A 17,618-nucleotide genomic window follows, 5' to 3' on the forward strand; every position below is an offset into this window, starting at 1 on the left:
CAGCCGGGCCGTAGCCAGCTGCACGCCCTTATACCAGTTTCGATACCCGCGCAGCGTCGCCACTCCGCCGCAGATCCGCTATCCGATCCCCGTCACTCGCCCGCCGGCGTGGCACCTGCGGCAGCCTGCGCCTGGACACCAAAATCGCCGCCGAGCGCAAGATGCAGCGTGGCGCGCTGCGCACGACGTTCGGTCGCCACGCGCATCAGGGCAATGCTGGCTGCATCCACGGCCAGCTCGCGATCGAGCACGTCGTAGCGATCGATCTTGCCGACCCGAAACTGGGCATTGGCCGCGTCCAGCGCCTGCTGCAGCGCCCCGACCTGGCCGGACAGGGACAATTCCCGCTGTTGCAGCAGGGCATCTGCCGCCAGCGCACCTTCCACTTCGCCGAATGCCGCCAGAATCGCCCGTGCATAGTCGGCCGCCGCTTCGTGCTGCTGCTCGTCGCGAATCAGCACCTGGGTCTTCAGCCTGCCCGCATCGAACAGCGGCCACAACAACGTGCCCCCCACCGGAAAGACGGTCGAGCTCAATCCGTCCTTGAACCTGACGTAGTCGGAGGTCAGCTGCCCTGCACCAGCATTGAGTGCGAGCCGCGGCAGGCGCGCCGCCTTGGCCTCCTCGTGATTGAAGAAGGCCTGCTCGTAGCGCTTGCGTGCTGCCTGCAGGTCCGGACGCCGCTCGACCAGATCCGACGGCACACCGGCGGGAATCGGGTCGAGCCCTCCGGGAAGCGCGGTCGGCAGCGCGATGGAGGCCGACGGATAGCGCCCGACCAGAAGCTCCAGCGTGCGCAGCGCCTGCTGACGGGCCTGTTCGGCCTGGAACGCCGCTTCCTCGGAGGTCCGCGTCTGTGCGCGGGCGACGGCCACGTCCTGGCCGGAGACCTTGCCGACCTGTTCGCGCCGGGCCACGAGGTCCGCCTGGGCAAGCGCGATATCGCGGATCCGGGCGGACAGTTCGGCCTGGCGCGACGCCTCGATGCCAAGCAGCCAGGCACGCGCAGTCATCGCCGCCAGTGACTGGCGGGCATAGACGTAGTCGGCCTGGGCAGATCGAAAGGCGGCTTCGCCAGCTTTCTTCCCGGCGCGCGCCCTGCCCCATATATCCAGCTCCCAGTTGAGGACGGCGCCATAGCCGTTGATGTCGAGTCCGTTGGCCGGCTGCAGCGAGTTGGAATACTTGCCGCCCAGGCCAATGGTGGGCAGCAGGTCTGCGCCGGCCAGTTGCATCTGGCCACGCGCCTGCTCGAGCCGGCTGCCGGCCGCGCGCAGGTCGGGGTTGTGCGCGATGGCCTCGTCGATCAACTGGCCGAGCTGTCCATCGTCGCTGAAGCCCAGCCATTCCGGGCGGAAGGGATTGGCCTGCGCCGCGGCGGTCCACTGCGCGGGTACCACCAGCGAACCGACCGCCTCCTGGTAGATCTCGCCATCGGACGGTGCGGTGAGGTTGGCGCAACCGGCGATCGCGACAGCGAGGCCCGCAACGGCGCCCGCCAGGAGAACGCGTCTGCGGCGTGCGCGATCGGTGGTCATGACTTGTGCCCTGCCCATGCCAACCTCAATGCAACTTCAGGATCAGGTAGTTGGTCACCGAATCGACGCGGATCAGCACCTTCCTGATCAGGTGAATCGGCCGCACATGCGGCGTGTAGATCGCCCCCGTGCCGCGCGCGCCCATGGCAAGGAAGTTGCGCTCGGGATCGATGATCCGAACCTTGACCGCATACTTCTGCGCCGTCGGCGGCAGCTCGGACTGACCCGGCAGGTTGGGCAGCACACCGGAGGCCTGGAGCTGCCCCTGCCCGGTTGCCCACACGATCGAATCGACCTCGCCCTTGATGATTTTCCCCGGCAAGGTCGGCAGCGCGATCTCCACTTCGTCGCCCGGCCTGACCTTGGTCAGCTCGTTCTGGTTGTAGAACGCGACTACCTGCTGGTCGACTTCGACGAACGTCATCACCGGGCGGAACGGCAACGCCGCCGCGTAGGAGCCCACGCGCACCTGCAGGTTGATCGCGTAACCATCCGCCGGTGCCCGCACGACGGTCTGCGACAGCTCCCACTGCGCCTGCTCCAGTTGCGCACGCGTGGCGGCGACCGCGGACTGCTCACCGCCGACCAGTGCGTCGAGCTCGGTCTGCACTTTCGCTTCGGCCGCCATCGCGGCGTGGTAGGCCGGTTCCAGCCGCTTGACGTCTGCCTCGTACGATTCGACGTCGTAATGGGCGCCGGCACCCTCCGACGAAAGCTGCTGCGACTGCTTCAGTCGCGTCCGCGCCAGGCCGAGCTGCGCCAGCGCCGACTGCGTGTTGCTGCGCGCGGCACGCAGATCCTGATTGAGCTGGGCGGCGGACGACTCGGCACCCACCAGCGTGGCCTCGAGTTCCTTCACCTTCAGCTTGAACGGTTCCGGATCGATCCTCAGGATCGGCGTTCCCTTGCGATACAGGCGATTGCCTTCGATCGGCACCTCGATCACGCGTCCGGTCACGCGCGGAACCACTTCAACCGCGTAGTTCAGCACGCGCACGTCGTTGGACGAGGGCGCGACCACGTTGAGCACCAGGATCGTGGCGGCCATTCCCGCCAGCGCGATCACCACCACTGCGACCTGGGAGTAGATGTTCCAGGGCAGCAGCTTGAACTTGATGAAGACCAGCCAGACGACGAGGCTGTAAATCGCGAGTATCAGGACTTCCAAGGTGTCCCCACTTCGTTGCGGATGGGTGGTGTAGGCATGTCGCGGGGCAAGCTGCGCACCATGGGCGGCAGGGTTCAGCCGTGCAACGACGTGTTGCGTGCCGTCAGCGCATCCAGACGCCCCTGCAGCACGGCAACCCGCTGGCGCAGCAGCACGAGTTCCTCGTCGATACGGTCGTCGTCGGCGGCGTCATCGAAATGCGGGTCCGGCACGATTGCTGCGCGTTTCCCGGGCAGGGGCTTGTCGAATGCCGCCGACCTGCCTTCATGCTCGTTTTCGACGGATGGCTCCAGGCGGAAACGCAGCGGCTTCATGTAGGCCCACAGCATTGCCAGCGGCCACAACAGGCCGCCGAACACCAGCGACAAAAGACACAGCGCCTGGATGGCCTCCTTCTGCGGGTGGTTGCGCGCCTCGGCGACCCGTTCGGGCCAGACGTGCACGACCCAGAAGACGCTCAGGGCCAGGACCGGCGTCACCACGATGACGACCCAGACCATGACGTCGGCAATCGCATCCTCCAATCCGCCGGAAGCGAACGCCTGTCCGGAATGCAGCACCAGCGTCGCCATCAGCGTTTGCAGTGGAACTGGCAAACGCGGTTTCGGCAATGCACGCGCAAACGCCAGGGGTCGTATTGCTCTCACGCAGATCCTCCGTGGGATGGTCGCAGGCCGGCTGTGCCATCGCGCTGCCGCCGCTGCGGCACTGCGAACCCGAAGGGCCGCTTCAAATAGGGGGTGAAAAATGGCAGCTGCGGCCAGACGGAACAATGAGAAACGTCTGATTCATTGAGTGCGCCACGCTGACGCGTTCGACCGGCCTTCACCGTCGCGGCTGAATGCGCCGCTATGCTGGTGCGCCTGCAATATGGAGCGCCCGATGAAGAAATGGATCGCGTTGTCGCTGTTCGTCGTGCTGGCCCTGATGGCCTGGATCGCGGCGGGCCCGTTCATGACCATCCGCGCCATTCGCGAGGCGATCCAGAGCCAGAACAGCGCGGCGCTGTCGGAGCAGGTCGACTTCCCGTTGCTTCGGCAGAGCCTGCGGGCGCAGGTCGAGGACACGCTGGCGCGGCGTGCGGGCGCGCAGGTGCAGGAGAACCCGCTCGGCGCCATCGCGCTCGGGCTGGCCAACCAGGCCGCCGGCGGCATGGTCGATGCGATCGCCACGCCAGCCGGAATCGGCGCAATCCTGGAGGGTCGCGGGCTGGTGCACCGCCTCAGCGGCGGCGGCATCCGCAGCGACGACAGCTACGCGCACCAGCCACCGCCCGATCCGCTGCGCGACGCCAGTTACCGCTTCGAGTCGCCCTCGCGTTTCACCGCCACGGTCCGCACCGCGGACGGCTCACCCGTCGTGTTCGTCCTGCTGCGACAAGGGATGACCTGGAAACTTGCCGACATCCGCCTGCCACTGGACGGTCCTGCGCTCTCCGATTGACGCACCTTCGCCGGCGCGTACCCGTCTTCAGCGATTGGCGATGCCGTGGGGCACGTGCCCCGCGGCGACGTGATCGCGCGCGGACACGATGTTGTGTTCGGAGTCGTCGAAGAAGATGTCGGCCCCGAATGCTTCCAGGAACGGCCCCTTGGCGCGGCCGCCGAGGAACAATGCCTCGTCCAGGCGGATGCCCCACTCGCGCAGCGTGCGGATGACGCGTTCGTGCGCAGGCACCGAGCGTGCGGTGACCAGGGCCGTGCGAATCGGCGCGTTCTGGCCGGTCGGGAACGCCTCCTGCAACCGGTGCAACGCATCGAGGAAGCCGCGGAACGGCCCGCCGGACAGCGGTTCGCCAGCGTGGCTGCGCTCGTGTTCGGCAAACGCGGCCAGGCCGCCTTCGCGCGAGACGCGCTCGCCCTCGTCATCGAAGATCACCGCGTCGCCGTCGAAGGCGATGCGCAACTGGTCGTGACGCTGCTGCGGCACGTGCGAGGGCAGCAGCGTCGCGGCCGCGATCCCGGCGGCGAGCGCATTGCGCACGTCTTCGGCGTTGGCCGACAGGAACAGGTCGGCGCCGAACGGGCGGATATAGGGGAACGGTGGCGCGCCATTGCTGAATGCCGCGCGCTTGATCGCCAGGCCATGGTGGGCGATCGAGTTGAAGATGCGCAGGCCGCTGTCGGCCGAATTGCGCGAGATCAGGATCACTTCGACCCGCGGGGCTTCCTGCGGCGCGCCTTCGTTGAGGGCCAGCAGTTTGCGCACCAGCGGAAACGCCACGCCCGGCGACAACAGATCGTCTTCGTGGGCGCGCTGGAATTCGGCATAGGCATCGATGCCCTCGCGTTCGAACAACGCGTGGCTGTCTTCCATGTCGAACAGGGTGCGCGATGAAATCGCGACTATCAGCGGATCGGCGTCACGGTCGGGCATGGGCGCATTATGCAGCAGTCCCGTCTCGCCCAATGCGACACGACCGGCCTGCACGCCGGCGACCGGGCCCCATCCGGGCGGTGCGGGCCGAGCTCAACCGCTGGTGAACTGTTCGGCCAGCATCCGCTCTTCGAGGTTGTGCTCCGGGTCGAACAGCAGCGTGACGGTGCGGTCATGCGATTCGCGGATGGTGACCTCGACCACGTCGCGGACTTCATGGGAATCGGCAGTGGCGCTGACCGGCCGCTTGTAGGGGTCCAGGACCTGGAACCGCACTTCGGTGTCGGCCTTGAGCACGGCGCCGCGCCAGCGACGGGGGCGGAAGGCCGCGATCGGCGTCAGCGCGATGACATTCGCTCCCAATGGCAGGATCGGTCCGAGCGCGGAAAAGTTGTAGGCCGTGCTGCCCGCGGTGGTCGCCACCAGCACGCCGTCGCAGATCAGTTCGTCCAGGCGTGTCTCGCCGTTGAGATCGATGCGCAGGTGCGCGGCCTGGCGGGTCTGGCGCAACAACGAGACCTCGTTGTAGGCCAGCGAGCCGACGGTGGCGCCGGATTCGGTCTGCGCGACCATTTCCAGCGGCCGCAGCACCGCCGGTTCGGCTGCGTGCAGGCGCCCGAGCAAGCCGTCCCCGCCATGGTGGTTCATCAGGAAGCCGACCGTGCCCAGCTTCATGCCGTAGACGGGGCGGCCGAGGCTGCCGTGGCGGTGCAGCGTCGACAGCATGAAGCCATCGCCGCCGAGCGCGACGATGACGTCCGCGTCCGCGGGTTCGTGCTGGCCGTGTCGTGCAACCAGTTCCGCCAGTGCGCGTTGCGCCTCATCGGCGGTACTGGCGAGGAAGGCGATGCGTGGCGTCGCGGTCATCGGCGGCTCCGGGTGGATGCGATCAGCATAACCCGGAGCGGATTCAGGCGTGGCCTGGAAAGAAAAAGCCCCGGACATGCCGGGGCTCGTTCTCGACCTTCGACCGGGCTTACGCGCCGGAAGCGGCCACCTGTGCCAGGCGCCGCACGGCCACCGACAACGTCGGGTAGTCGAGCGACTTCTGGTTGAGCAGGTCGGCAAACATCGTCAGGGTGAAGCGCAGTGCCGCGTCGTCGCGCTTGAGCCAGGCCTCGACCTTGGCCTCGGTCGGCTTCTTGCCGCCGTCGGCGAGGATCTGCGACACCAGCGTGCGTGCCTGCGTCGCCAGCTCGTCGCGAAGCGCGCCGCGGGCGAGTGCCTGCCAACGGCCATCGACAGGCAGCTGCTCGACCTGCTCGTACAGCCACGGCAGGTTGAGCGCGGCGCCCAGCGAGAAGTACGCGCGGGCAACCTCGACCGCCGGCATCTTGCGCGCCAGCGAGATCTCGACGATGTCGCAGCCGAACTCCAGCAGCGGCAGCACGGCAAGCTGCTCGGCCAGCGCAGCCGGCAGGCCCTTGCCCTTCCACTCGGCCACGCGCGCGGCGTAGGTGTCGCGGCGGGCATCGGACAGCACGCCCGGCACCGCACCGCGCACGGCGTTGATGCCGTCGCTGTAGCGGGTCATGGCCGCGGCGATCTCCGGCATCTTGCCCGGACGCGACAACAGCCAGCGCGACATCGACCGCAGCAGGTGCCAGATCACCTGCAAGGCATCGACCTGCACGCTCTCGGGCACCTTGCCGTCGAGCGCGTCGATCTGCGCCCATAGGCCACGTGCATCGACCGCTTCGCGGGAGATGGTGTAGGCCTCGGCCACTTCGGCCGGGCTGCGGCCGGTGTCCTCGGTCATGCGCAGGGTGAACGTCGCGCCCATGCGATTGACCATCGAGTTGGTCACCGCGGTGGCGATGATCTCGCGCTTCAGGCGATGGTTTTCCATCGCCTTGGCGTACTTGGCCTGCAGCGGCTGCGGGAAGTAGCGGACCAGTTCCTTGGACAGGTACGGGTCTTCCGGCACGTCCGAGTCGAGCAGCTGCTGGAACAGCACGATCTTCGAGTACGACAACAGCACCGCCAGCTCCGGACGGGTCAGGCCCTGGCCACGCGACTTGCGCTCGGCGATCTCGGCATCGGAAGGCAGGTATTCGATCTGGCGATCGAGCAGGCCCTGCGATTCCAGCGTCTGGATGAAGTGCTGCTTGGAGCCCAGGCGGTGCACGCTCATCCGCTCCATCAGGCTCAGCGCCTGGTTCTGGCGGTAGTTGTCGTTGAGCACCAGCAGGCCGACCTCGTCGGTCATCTGCGCCAGCAGCTTGTTGCGATCGGGCACCGTGAGCTTCTTCTTCTGCACTTCGCCGTTGAGCAGGATCTTGATGTTCACCTCATGGTCGGAGGTGTCCACACCGGCGGAGTTGTCGATGAAGTCGGTGTTGAGCAGCACGCCGTGCAGCGCGGCCTCGATGCGGCCGAGCTGGGTCATGCCCAGGTTGCCGCCCTCGCCCACCACCTTGCAGCGCAGGTCGCGGCCATTCACGCGCAGGGCGTTGTTGGCGCGGTCGCCGACGTCGGAGTTGCTCTCGTTGCTGGACTTGACGTAGGTGCCGATGCCGCCGTTCCACAGCAGGTCGACAGGCGCCTTCAATATCGCGCTGAGCAGTTCCACCGGGCTCATCGCGGTCACGCCGTTGTCGATGCCGAGCGCGGCCTTGATCTCCGGCGACAGCGGGATGGACTTGGCCGAGCGCGGGAACACGCCGCCGCCCTTGCTGATCAGCGACTTGTCGTAGTCGTCCCAGCTCGAACGCGGCAGCTTGAACATGCGCTGACGCTCCTTGAACGTCGCCGCCGCATCCGGGTTCGGGTCGAGGAAGATGTGGCGGTGGTCGAACGCGGCCAGCAGACGGATCTGCTTGCTCAGCAGCATGCCGTTGCCGAACACGTCGCCGGACATGTCGCCGACGCCGACCACGGTGAAGGGGTCCTTCTGGCTGTCGCGGCCCATGGCGCGGAAGTGGCGCTTGACCGACTCCCAGGCGCCGCGTGCGGTGATGCCCATGCCCTTGTGGTCGTAGCCGACCGAGCCGCCCGACGCGAACGCGTCGTCGAGCCAGTAGCCGTGCGCGCGGGCGATGGCGTTGGCGATGTCGGAGAAGGTCGCGGTGCCCTTGTCGGCGGCCACGACCAGGTACGGATCGTCGCCGTCGTGGCGCACCACGTTCGACGGCGGCACGACCTTGCCGTCGACCAGGTTGTCGGTGATGTCGAGCAGGCCGTTGATGAAGCGCTGGTAGCAGGCCACGCCCTCGTTGAACCAGGCGTCGCGGTCGACGGCCGGGTCCGGCAGCTGCTTGGCGAAGAAACCGCCCTTGGAGCCGACCGGCACGATCACGGTGTTCTTCACCATCTGCGCCTTGACCAGGCCCAGCACCTCGGTGCGGAAGTCCTCGCGGCGATCCGACCAGCGCAGGCCGCCACGGGCAACCGGACCGAAGCGCAGGTGCACGCCTTCCACGCGCGGGCCGTAGACGAAGATCTCGCGGTACGGACGCGGCTTGGGCAGGTCCGGCACCTTGCTGGAGTCGAACTTGAAGCTGATGTAGTCGGTCGGGCCGCCGTCGGCGCGCAGGCCGTTCTTGTAGTTGATGTAGTAGCTGGTGCGCAGGGTGGCGTCGATCACGCCGATGAAGCTGCGCAGGATGCGGTCCTCATCGAGGCTGGCAACGCGGTCGAGCAGGCCCTTGATCGCCTCGCGGGTGGCTCCGACCTGCGCGTCACGCTTGCCGGCGCGGGCGTCGATGGCCGGCTTGAGCACGGCCAGCGCGGCTTCGTCGCCGTTGGCGAGCGTCTTGAGCTGGGCGGCGAACTGCTCCATGCCGGCCTTGATCTCGGCCTTGCTCTCGTTGCCGGTGCACGGGTCGAACTTGGCCTCGAACAGCTCCACCAGCAGGCGCGCCAGCAGCGGGTAGCGGTTGAGCGTGGCTTCCACGTACGGCTGCGAGAACGGCACGCCGACCTGCATCAGGTACTTGGTGTAGCCGCGCAGCATCGACACCTGGCGCCAGGACAGGTTGGCGGTGAGGATCAGGCGGTTGAAGCCGTCGTTCTCGGCATTGCCGCGCCAGATCTGCGCGAAGGCTTCCTCGAAGTTGGCATCGAGGCTGGAGATGTCGAGGTTGGCATCGGCGATCTCGACCTCGAAGTCCTGGATGAACATCGTCTTGGAGCCGGTGGTCCCGTCGCCGGTCGCCTTGTCGCCGGCCACCAGGCGGTAGGGGTGCTCGGAAATCACCCGCAGGCCCATGTTCTCCATCATCGGCAGCGCATCCGACAGCGGGATGTCGTCGTGCTCGCGATAGAACTTGAAGCGCAGGCCACCCACGCCACGATGGGCGCGATACAGGCTCAGGCGCAGGTCGTCCGGACCGGTCAGCGCGGCCAGGTGGTCGACGTCGTCGGCGGCGACGCCGGCGCTGACTTCCTCGATGTAGCCGGTCGGCAACGCGCGGCCGTAGATGTTGGTCAGCGCCAGGCCGCGTTCCTCGCCATGGCGTGCGATCAGCTGTTCACGCAGGTCGTCCTGCCAGTTGCGCACGATCTTCGACAGCTCGGCTTCGATATGCACGGTTTCCGCGGCGGTGATGTCCTCGCGCGCGGCTTCGCCACTCTTGGGCCGGACGATCAGGTGCACCTGCGCCAGCGGCGACTCGCCGCCGAGGGTGACCGAGGAATCGACGTGCTCGCCGCGCAACTCGCGCTTGAGCATCGCCTCGATGCGCAGGCGCATGTCGGTGTTGAAGCGATCGCGCGGGATGTAGACCAGCACCGAGAAATAGCGACCGTAGCGGTCGCGGCGCAGGAACAGCTTGCTGCGCACGCGCTCCTGCAGGCCCAGGATGCCGGTGGCCGTGCGCAGCAGTTCCTGTTCACTGGACTGGAACAGCTCGTCTCGCGGCAGGCTCTCGAGGATGTGGCGCAGCGCCTTGCCGCTGTGGCTGTCCGGCGCCAGGCCGGACTTGGCCATCACGTACTCATGGCGCTGGCGCACCAGCGGGATGTCCCACGGGCGACGGTTGTAGGCGCTGGAGGTGTACAGGCCCAGGAAGCGCTCCTCGCGCACCGGCTGGCCCTTGGCGTCGAAGCTGAGGATGCCGATGTAATCCATGTAGCCGGGGCGATGGACGGTGGCGCGGGCGTTGGTCTTGGTCAGGATCAGTGCATCGACCGAACCGGACTGCGGCATGTAATGCGCCGCCAGCGAGGTCAGCAGGCGCGGCTTGCCGACGTCCTGGCCGCGCAACAGGCCCATGCCGCTGGCCTTGTCGGCAGCAAGCACCTGCTGGCCGCCCTTTTCGACCACGTCGTACTCGCGGAAGCCGAGGAAGGTGAAGTGGTTGTCGGCGGCCCAGCGCAGGAACTCCTGTGCCTCGTGCTTGCCGGCGTCGCCGACCGGCAGCTTGCGCGAGCCCAGGTCCTCGGCAATGGCGAGCATCTTCGCCTTCATCTGCGGCCAGTCGCGCACCGAGGCGCGGACATCGGCCAGCACCGCTTCCAGCGCCTGCTTGATCTTCGGCATCGCTTCCAGCGGCTGGCGGTCGATCTCCAGGTGCATCAGCGATTCCGACACGCCCTCGCCGACCGCGACCAGCTTGCCGGACTTGTCGCGCTTGAAGGTCACCACCGGGTGTCCCAGCACGTGCACGCCGATGCCCTGCTCGGCCAGCGCCATGGTCACCGAATCGACCAGGAACGGCATGTCGTCGTTGGCGATCTGGACGACGGTGTGGGTCGATTCCCAGCCTTCGTTCTTGATCGTCGGGTTGAACAGCTGCACCAGCGCCGCGCCCGGCTTGCGCGCACGGGCGTAATCGAGGAAATCGGTGGCCAGCTCGGCCCAGCCTTCGGCGCTGTGCTGGGGCAGCTCATCGCTGCTCATGCGCTTGTAGAAAGCGTTGATGAAGGCCTCGGCCTCGGCATGGCGCGCCTTGGGCAGGCGCTTGCGCATGGCGGCGAGGATCGGTTCGAGCGAGACGGTGTCGTTCTTCACGGTTGCCGGCGATGACTTGGCGGGCGCCTTGGCCGGAGCCTTGGTCTTTTCCGCGGAGGCCTTGGCGGCGGGCTTGGCAGCAACGTTGCGTTTGATGCTCATGGGAACTGAAGGTCCAATGGAAAGAGGCCCACGCTATTCGCGCGGGCCAGGGGGATACGGTTCAGTACGGGCAGTTCGCGGGCGCGACTTGGCGCGGTGCGATCAGCGGACGCTTTACGCCCGGGTCGGCGTCGGGTGCGCCGGCCTCGGGTTTGCGGAGGCGGGCCGGGAGCAGGCCGCCACCGCGGTCGACGGGACAGGCCGTGGGGCGTGACGATCCAAAACGTTTCATGACGTGGCTCGCTACTGCGTGGATCTCTACAGCGGGAGTGCTACTTCATCGCTCGGCTGCAGCGGGTCTGGCTGCAGCCGTGTCACGGGCGCCGGGCGCCGGCACCCGCTCGGTACGCCGGCCTGTCAGCGCAGGCCGGTCTCGTTGCGGGCGATCACCAGGCGCTGGATCTCGCTGGTGCCCTCGTAGATCTCGGTGATCTTGGCGTCGCGGAAGTACCGCTCCAGCGGCATCTCCTTGGAGTAACCCATGCCGCCATGGATCTGCACGGCCTGGTGGGTGATCCACATCGCCGCTTCGGAAGCGGTGAGCTTGGCGATCGCCGCCTCGTTGCTGAAGCGGGCGCCGCCCTGCTCGAACCGGCCCTTCTGCCATGCCGCGCGCAGCGTCAGCAGCGTGGCTGCGTCGAGCTTGCACTTCATGTCGGCGATCTTGGCCTGGGTCATCTGGAACGTGCCGATCGCGGCGCCGAAGGCCTTGCGCTCGCGCACATACTCCAGGGTCCTCTCGTAGGCGGCGCGGGCGATGCCGATGGCCTGGCTGGCGATGCCGATGCGGCCTGCGTCGAGCACGCTCATGGCGATCTTGAAGCCGTGGCCTTCGTCGCCGAGCACGTCCTCGGGCTGCGCGACGTAGTCCTCGAACTCGATCTCGCAGGTGGCCGAGGCGCGGATGCCGAGCTTGGGCTCGGTCTTGCCGCGCAGGAAGCCCGGCTTGGCGGTGTCGATCATGAAAGCGGTGATGCCGCGCGCGCCCTTGTCCGGCTCGGTCATCGCGAACAGCACGATGTACTTGGCAACCGGGCCGGAGGTGATCCAGCTCTTCTTGCCGTTGATGACGAACGTGCCGTCGGCCTGCTTGGTGGCCTTGCAGCGCATCGCGGTGGCGTCGGAACCCGACTGCGGCTCGGTCAGCGCGAAGGCGCCGATCTCGCGGCCTTCGGCAATCGCGCGCACGTACAGCTGCTTCTGTTCTTCGGTACCGAACTTGAGGATGCCGTTGCAGAACAGCGAATTGTTGACCGAAACGATGGTCGAGTGGGCAGCGTCGCCGGCGGCGATCTCGATCATGGCCAGCACGTAGCTGATGGGGTCCATGCCGGCTCCGCCGTACTCGGCCGGCACCTCGATGCCCATCAGGCCGTTCTCGCCCAGGGTGCGGATGTTCGCCAGCGGAAACTCGCCGGTCTGGTCGTGGTGCTCTGCGCTGGGAGCAATTTTTTCCTGGGCGATGCGGCGGGCCACATCCTGGATCATCAACTGCTCTTCAGTGAAGCCAAAATCCACGTCGGTTACCTCGGGCTTTAGTAATTCGGGTGCTTACGGATGTTATTTCGGTACCGCAGACGCGAATTGTAGCCGTCTCGTGCAGGAAAGGCAGGCCCGCGGTTGCGCTTGACCCTTGAGGCCTTGCGGCCCAAACTTATCGCTATATCGCGATAGGTTGATAAATCATGGATCTGGAAGGCTGGTCGCTGCGACTGAAGGTGTTCGCCGACGCCACCCGCGTGCGCCTGCTGGCGCTGCTGGAGCGCGAGGAGCTCACGGTCGCCGAATTGTCGGCCATCACCCGCCTCGCCCAGCCGCGCGTTTCGACGCACCTGGCAAAGCTCAAGGAGGCCGGGCTGGTCCGCGACCGCCGTTCCGGCGTCTCGGCGTATTACCGGTTCGACGACGCCTCGCTCGATTCGGCGCAGCGGGCACTGTGGCAAACGCTGCGTGAAGGCAGCGACGACCCCCTGCTGCGCCAGGATGCCGAGCGCGTCGGCAACGTGCTCGCGGCGCGCGCCTCCGAACAGAACTGGGCCGATTCAGTGGCCGGCGACATGGAGCGCCACTACTCCCCGGGCCGCACCTGGGAGGCGCTTGCACGCTCGGCATTGCCGCTGCTGGAGCCGGGCGACGTGCTCGACATCGCATCGGGCGACGGCGTCCTGGCCGAACTGCTCGCGCCGCATTCGCGCCGCTACGTCTGCCTGGACTCCAGCACCAAGGTCGTACTTGCCGCCTCCGAGCGCCTGCGCAAGCTGCGCAACGTCGAGGTCCGCGAAGGCGACATGCACGCGCTGCCCTTCGACGACGCGCACTTCGACCTTGTGGTGCTGATGCATGCGCTGACCTACGCCGACCATCCGGCGCAGGCAGTGGCCGAGGCCGCACGGGTACTGAGACCGGGCGGTCGCCTGCTCCTGACCAGCCTGGCCAAGCACGAGCATCGTGGCGTGGTGGAGGCCTATGGCCACGTCAACCTGGGCTTCAGCGAAAAGGACCTGTCGAAGTTCGTCGGCAAGGCCGGGTTCGAGATCAGCAGCTGCGAAACCGTCACCCGCGAACGCCGCCCGCCCCATTTCGAAGTCATCGCCCTGATCGCGCGCAAGCCGGTCGATGCCGTCACCCCCGACTCCAGATCCGCAGCACGCAAAAGCAGCAGGAAAGCCTGACATGAGCACCCTCCCCTGGCTCAACCCCGATCGTGCGCAGTCGCTGCAGCAGCTTCTGCGCGAGCGCATCCTCATCATCGACGGCGCCATGGGCACGATGATCCAGCGCCACGAACTCGATGAGGCCGCCTATCGCGGCGAGCGCTTCGCCCATGGCTACGACCGTGCCTACGCCGCTTCCGAGCACGTGCACGGCGAAGGCTGCGGCTGCGCGCGCGACCAGCGTGGCAACAACGACCTGCTCACCCTGACCCAGCCGGACATCATCGGCGGCATCCACGCCCAGTACCTGGACGCCGGCGCCGACCTGATCGAAACCAACACCTTCAATTCGACCACGGTGTCGCTGTCCGACTACGGCCTGGAGCACCTCGCGCGCGAGCTCAACGAATCCGGCGCGCGCCTTGCCCGTGCCGCGTGCGATGCCGCCGAAGCGACGACCCCGGGCCGTCCGCGCTTCGTCATCGGCGTGCTCGGGCCGACCAGCCGCACCGCCTCGCTCAGCCCCGACGTGAACCGCCCGGGCTTCCGCGCGATCACCTTCGACGAGCTGCGCGTGGCCTACCGCGAAGCCGCCGACGGCCTGATCGACGGCGGCGCCGACGTCCTGATGGTCGAGACCGTGTTCGACACGCTCAACGCCAAGGCCGCGCTGTTCGCGATCGAGGAAGCATTCGATGGCCGCGGCGCGCGGCTGCCGGTGATGATCTCCGGCACCATCACCGACGCCTCCGGCCGCACGCTATCGGGCCAGACCGCCGAGGCGTTCTGGTACTCGCTGCGGCATTCGCAGCCGCTGGCCATCGGCCTCAACTGCGCACTGGGCGCCAAGGATCTGCGTGCGCACGTCGACGTCCTTGCCCAGGTCGCCGATGCCAACGTCAGCACCCATCCCAACGCCGGCCTGCCCAATGCGTTCGGTGGCTATGACGAAACACCGGAAGACATGGCCGCGGTGCTGGGCGAGTTTGCCCAGGCCGGCCTGCTGAATCTGGTCGGCGGCTGCTGCGGCACCACGCCGGCGCACATCGCCGCGATCGCCGAAGCGGTTGCGCCGTATCCGCCGCGCGTGTTGCCGTCGCTCGAGAACGCAGCCAAGGACGAGGCCGCATGAGCGCACTGCCGCGCCAGACCCGACTCAGCGGCCTGGAGCCGCTGCAGATCACTCCGGAAAGCAACTTCATCAACGTCGGCGAGCGCACCAATGTCACCGGCTCGGCGCAGTTCAAGAAACTGATCCTGGATGGCCGCCTCGATGAGGCGGTCGTGGTCGCGCGCCAGCAGGTCGAGAACGGCGCCCAGGTCATCGACGTCAACATGGATGAAGGCATGCTCGACTCCGAGCGGGCCATGGTCGAGTTCCTCAACCTGATGGCCGCCGAGCCCGACATCGCGCGCGTGCCGGTGATGGTCGACAGCTCCAAGTTCAGCGTCATCGAGGCGGGCCTGAAATGCCTGCAGGGCAAGGGCATCGTCAACTCGATCTCGATGAAGGAAGGCGAGGCCGAATTCCTGCGCCAGGCACGGCTGGTGCGCCGCTATGGCGCCGCGGTGGTGGTGATGGCCTTCGACGAGGTCGGCCAGGCCGACACGATCGAGCGCAAGGTCGATATCTGCACGCGCGCCTATGGGCTGCTGACGCAGGAGATCGGCTTCCCGCCGGAAGACATCATCTTCGACCCGAACGTGTTCGCCATCGCCACCGGCATCGACGAGCACAACGACTACGCGGTGGCCTTCATCGAGGCCGCGCGCGAACTCAAGCGCCGGTTCCCGTACAGCCACATCTCCGGCGGCGTCTCCAACGTCAGCTTCTCGTTCCGCGGCAACGAACCGGTGCGGCAGGCGATCCACGTCGTGTTCCTGTACCACGCGATCCGCGCCGGCATGGACATGGGCATCGTCAACGCCGGCGCCCTGCCCCTCTACGACGACCTGGACGCCGACCTGCGCGAGCGCGTCGAGGACGTCGTGCTCAATCGCCGCAGCGACGGCACCGAGCGCCTGCTCGAGATCGCCGACCGCTACAAGGGCAAGAAAGGCGAAAAGCGCGTCGAGGACCTGGCCTGGCGCGAGCGCCCGGTGCGCGAGCGACTGAGTCACTCGCTGGTACACGGCATCGACCAGTACATAGAGACCGACACCGAAGAAGCGCGCGTGCAGACCAGCCGCCCGCTCGACGTGATCGAAGGCGCACTGATGGACGGCATGAACGTCGTCGGCGACCTGTTCGGTGCCGGCAAGATGTTCCTGCCGCAGGTGGTGAAGTCCGCGCGCGTGATGAAGAAGGCCGTGGCCTACCTGCTGCCCTATATCGAAGCCGAGAAGCTGCGCACCGGCGACGTCGGCAAGTCCAACGGCAAGATCGTGATGGCGACGGTCAAGGGCGACGTCCACGACATCGGCAAGAACATCGTCGGCGTGGTGCTGGCCTGCAACAACTTCGACGTGGTCGACCTGGGCGTGATGGTGCCGGCACAGACCATCCTCGACCGCGCCCGCGCCGAGAATGCCGACCTGATCGGCCTGTCGGGCCTGATCACGCCATCGCTGGAGGAGATGAGCCACGTCGCGCGCGAGATGCAGCGCCAGGGCTTCCACGTGCCGCTGCTGATCGGCGGTGCAACCACCTCGCGTGCGCACACCGCGCTGAAGATCGATCCGCACTACAAGTCGCCCACGGTGTGGGTCAAGGACGCCTCGCGCGCCGTCGGCGTGGCGCAGTCGCTGATCAGCCCGGACCTGCGTGCCAGTTTCGTCGCCGCCAACGATGCCGATTACGCCGAGATCCGCGAGCGTCACAAGCACCGCGGCGACGGCAAGCGCCTGGTCCCGCTGGCAAAGGCGCGCGGGCAACGCTTCGACGGCCGATGGCAGGACTACACGCCGCCGACGCCGAAGCAACCGGGCCTGCAGGTGTTCGACGACTACCCGCTGGCCGAACTGGTCGACTACATCGACTGGACGCCGTTCTTCAACACCTGGGAACTGGCCGGCAAGTACCCGGCGATCCTCGACGACGAGATCGTCGGGCCACAGGCCCGCGAGCTGTATCGCGATGCCCGGCAGATGCTCAAGCGCATCGTCGACGAGAAGTGGCTCAAGGCCAAGGCAGTGTTCGCGTTGTGGCCGGCCAACAGCGTCGGCGACGATGTCGTCGTCGACACCGGCGCAACGCCCACCACCCTGCACTTCCTGCGCCAGCAGGTCGACAAGCCGGTCGAGCGCCCGGACTTCTGCCTGGCCGATTTCATCGCGCCCAAGGACTCCGGCAAGCAGGACTGGATCGGCGGTTTCGCCGTCACCGCGGGGCTGGGTATCGAAGCGCATGTCGCCCGATTCGAGGCCGATCACGACGACTACAACGCGATCCTGCTCAAGGCGCTGGCCGACCGCTTCGCAGAGGCGCTGGCCGAGCGCCTGCACCAGCGGGTGCGCAAGGAATTCTGGGGATTTGCCAACGACGAGACACTGGACAACGACGCGCTGATCCACGAGGCCTACCGCGGCATTCGCCCGGCGCCTGGTTATCCGGCCTGTCCGGAACACAGCGAGAAAGCAACGCTGTTCCGCCTGCTCGACGCCGAAAACAACGCCGGCCTGCAGCTGACCGAGAGTTTCGCGATGTATCCGGCGGCGGCGGTTTCGGGCTACTACTTCAGCCATCCCGACAGCCAGTACTTCGTGGTCGGCCGGGTGTCGAAGGAACAGGTAGAGGATTACGCGCGCCGCAAGGGCGCCAGCGTCGCGCAGGCAGAGCGCTGGCTGGCTTCGAACCTGGATTACGACCCGGAGTGATCCACGGGTTG

At 67.1% G+C, this 17,618-nt stretch carries 10 protein-coding genes and 1 pseudogene; 4 read left to right on the forward strand and 7 right to left on the reverse strand.

Translation table 11 applies throughout. The features are described from left to right. Nucleotides 1-92: 92 nt before the first annotated feature. The 3 genes from AB4Y64_RS01090 to AB4Y64_RS01100 all read right to left on the reverse strand — a co-directional run bounded on the left by AB4Y64_RS01090 (nucleotide 93) and on the right by AB4Y64_RS01100 (nucleotide 3,278). Nucleotides 93-1,538, reverse strand: a complete 1,446-nt coding sequence (locus AB4Y64_RS01090; RefSeq protein ID WP_441814615.1) for a TolC family protein — start codon at nucleotides 1,536-1,538, stop codon at nucleotides 93-95. Between the two features lie 25 nt (nucleotides 1,539-1,563). After that, entirely contained in the window at nucleotides 1,564-2,706 is a 1,143-nt protein-coding gene (locus AB4Y64_RS01095) for an HlyD family secretion protein (protein ID WP_441814616.1), read from the reverse strand. A 74-nt stretch (nucleotides 2,707-2,780) separates the two neighbouring features. Then, entirely contained in the window at nucleotides 2,781-3,278 is a 498-nt protein-coding gene (locus AB4Y64_RS01100; protein WP_441814617.1) for a DUF3302 domain-containing protein, read from the reverse strand. A 310-nt stretch (nucleotides 3,279-3,588) separates the two neighbouring features. Between AB4Y64_RS01100 and AB4Y64_RS01105 the strand changes: the two genes are divergently transcribed. Further along, nucleotides 3,589-4,149, forward strand: coding sequence for a DUF2939 domain-containing protein (locus AB4Y64_RS01105; RefSeq protein WP_441814618.1), 561 nt, complete (start codon nucleotides 3,589-3,591; stop codon nucleotides 4,147-4,149). 27 nt (nucleotides 4,150-4,176) lie between these two features. Here the strand turns inward: AB4Y64_RS01105 and AB4Y64_RS01110 are convergent, their stop codons facing one another. The 4 genes from AB4Y64_RS01110 to AB4Y64_RS01125 all read right to left on the reverse strand — a co-directional run bounded on the left by AB4Y64_RS01110 (nucleotide 4,177) and on the right by AB4Y64_RS01125 (nucleotide 12,655). Then, entirely contained in the window at nucleotides 4,177-5,082 is a 906-nt protein-coding gene (locus AB4Y64_RS01110) for a 5'-nucleotidase (RefSeq protein WP_441814619.1), read from the reverse strand. A 93-nt stretch (nucleotides 5,083-5,175) separates the two neighbouring features. Next, nucleotides 5,176-5,949 (reverse strand): NAD kinase, encoded by a 774-nt coding sequence (locus AB4Y64_RS01115; protein ID WP_441814620.1) that lies wholly within the window; start codon nucleotides 5,947-5,949, stop codon nucleotides 5,176-5,178. Nucleotides 5,950-6,058: 109 nt separating this feature from the next. Continuing rightward, the gene (locus tag AB4Y64_RS01120; RefSeq protein ID WP_441814621.1) at nucleotides 6,059-11,137 is read right to left on the reverse strand and encodes an NAD-glutamate dehydrogenase; all 5,079 of its coding nucleotides are present in this window, start codon (nucleotides 11,135-11,137) and stop codon (nucleotides 6,059-6,061) included. 357 nt (nucleotides 11,138-11,494) lie between these two features. Continuing rightward, nucleotides 11,495-12,655, reverse strand: a complete 1,161-nt coding sequence (locus tag AB4Y64_RS01125; RefSeq protein ID WP_441814622.1) for an acyl-CoA dehydrogenase family protein — start codon at nucleotides 12,653-12,655, stop codon at nucleotides 11,495-11,497. A gap of 167 nt (nucleotides 12,656-12,822) precedes the next feature. Here AB4Y64_RS01125 and AB4Y64_RS01130 point away from each other — a divergent pair. The 3 genes and pseudogenes from AB4Y64_RS01130 to metH all read left to right on the forward strand — a co-directional run. Then, nucleotides 12,823-13,749 (forward strand): annotated as a pseudogene (locus AB4Y64_RS01130) (ArsR/SmtB family transcription factor); the annotation flags it as partial. Nucleotides 13,750-13,810: 61 nt separating this feature from the next. Next, entirely contained in the window at nucleotides 13,811-14,923 is a 1,113-nt protein-coding gene (locus AB4Y64_RS01135) for a homocysteine S-methyltransferase family protein (protein ID WP_441814623.1), read from the forward strand. Further along, entirely contained in the window at nucleotides 14,920-17,607 is a 2,688-nt protein-coding gene (gene metH, locus AB4Y64_RS01140) for a methionine synthase (RefSeq protein ID WP_441814624.1), read from the forward strand. The genes AB4Y64_RS01135 and metH overlap by 4 nt, the downstream gene beginning before the upstream one ends. Nucleotides 17,608-17,618: the final 11 nt, after the last annotated feature.

This window comes from Lysobacter sp. TAF61, from assembly GCF_052113485.1.
Classification (GTDB): Bacteria; Pseudomonadota; Gammaproteobacteria; order Xanthomonadales; family Xanthomonadaceae; genus Lysobacter_J.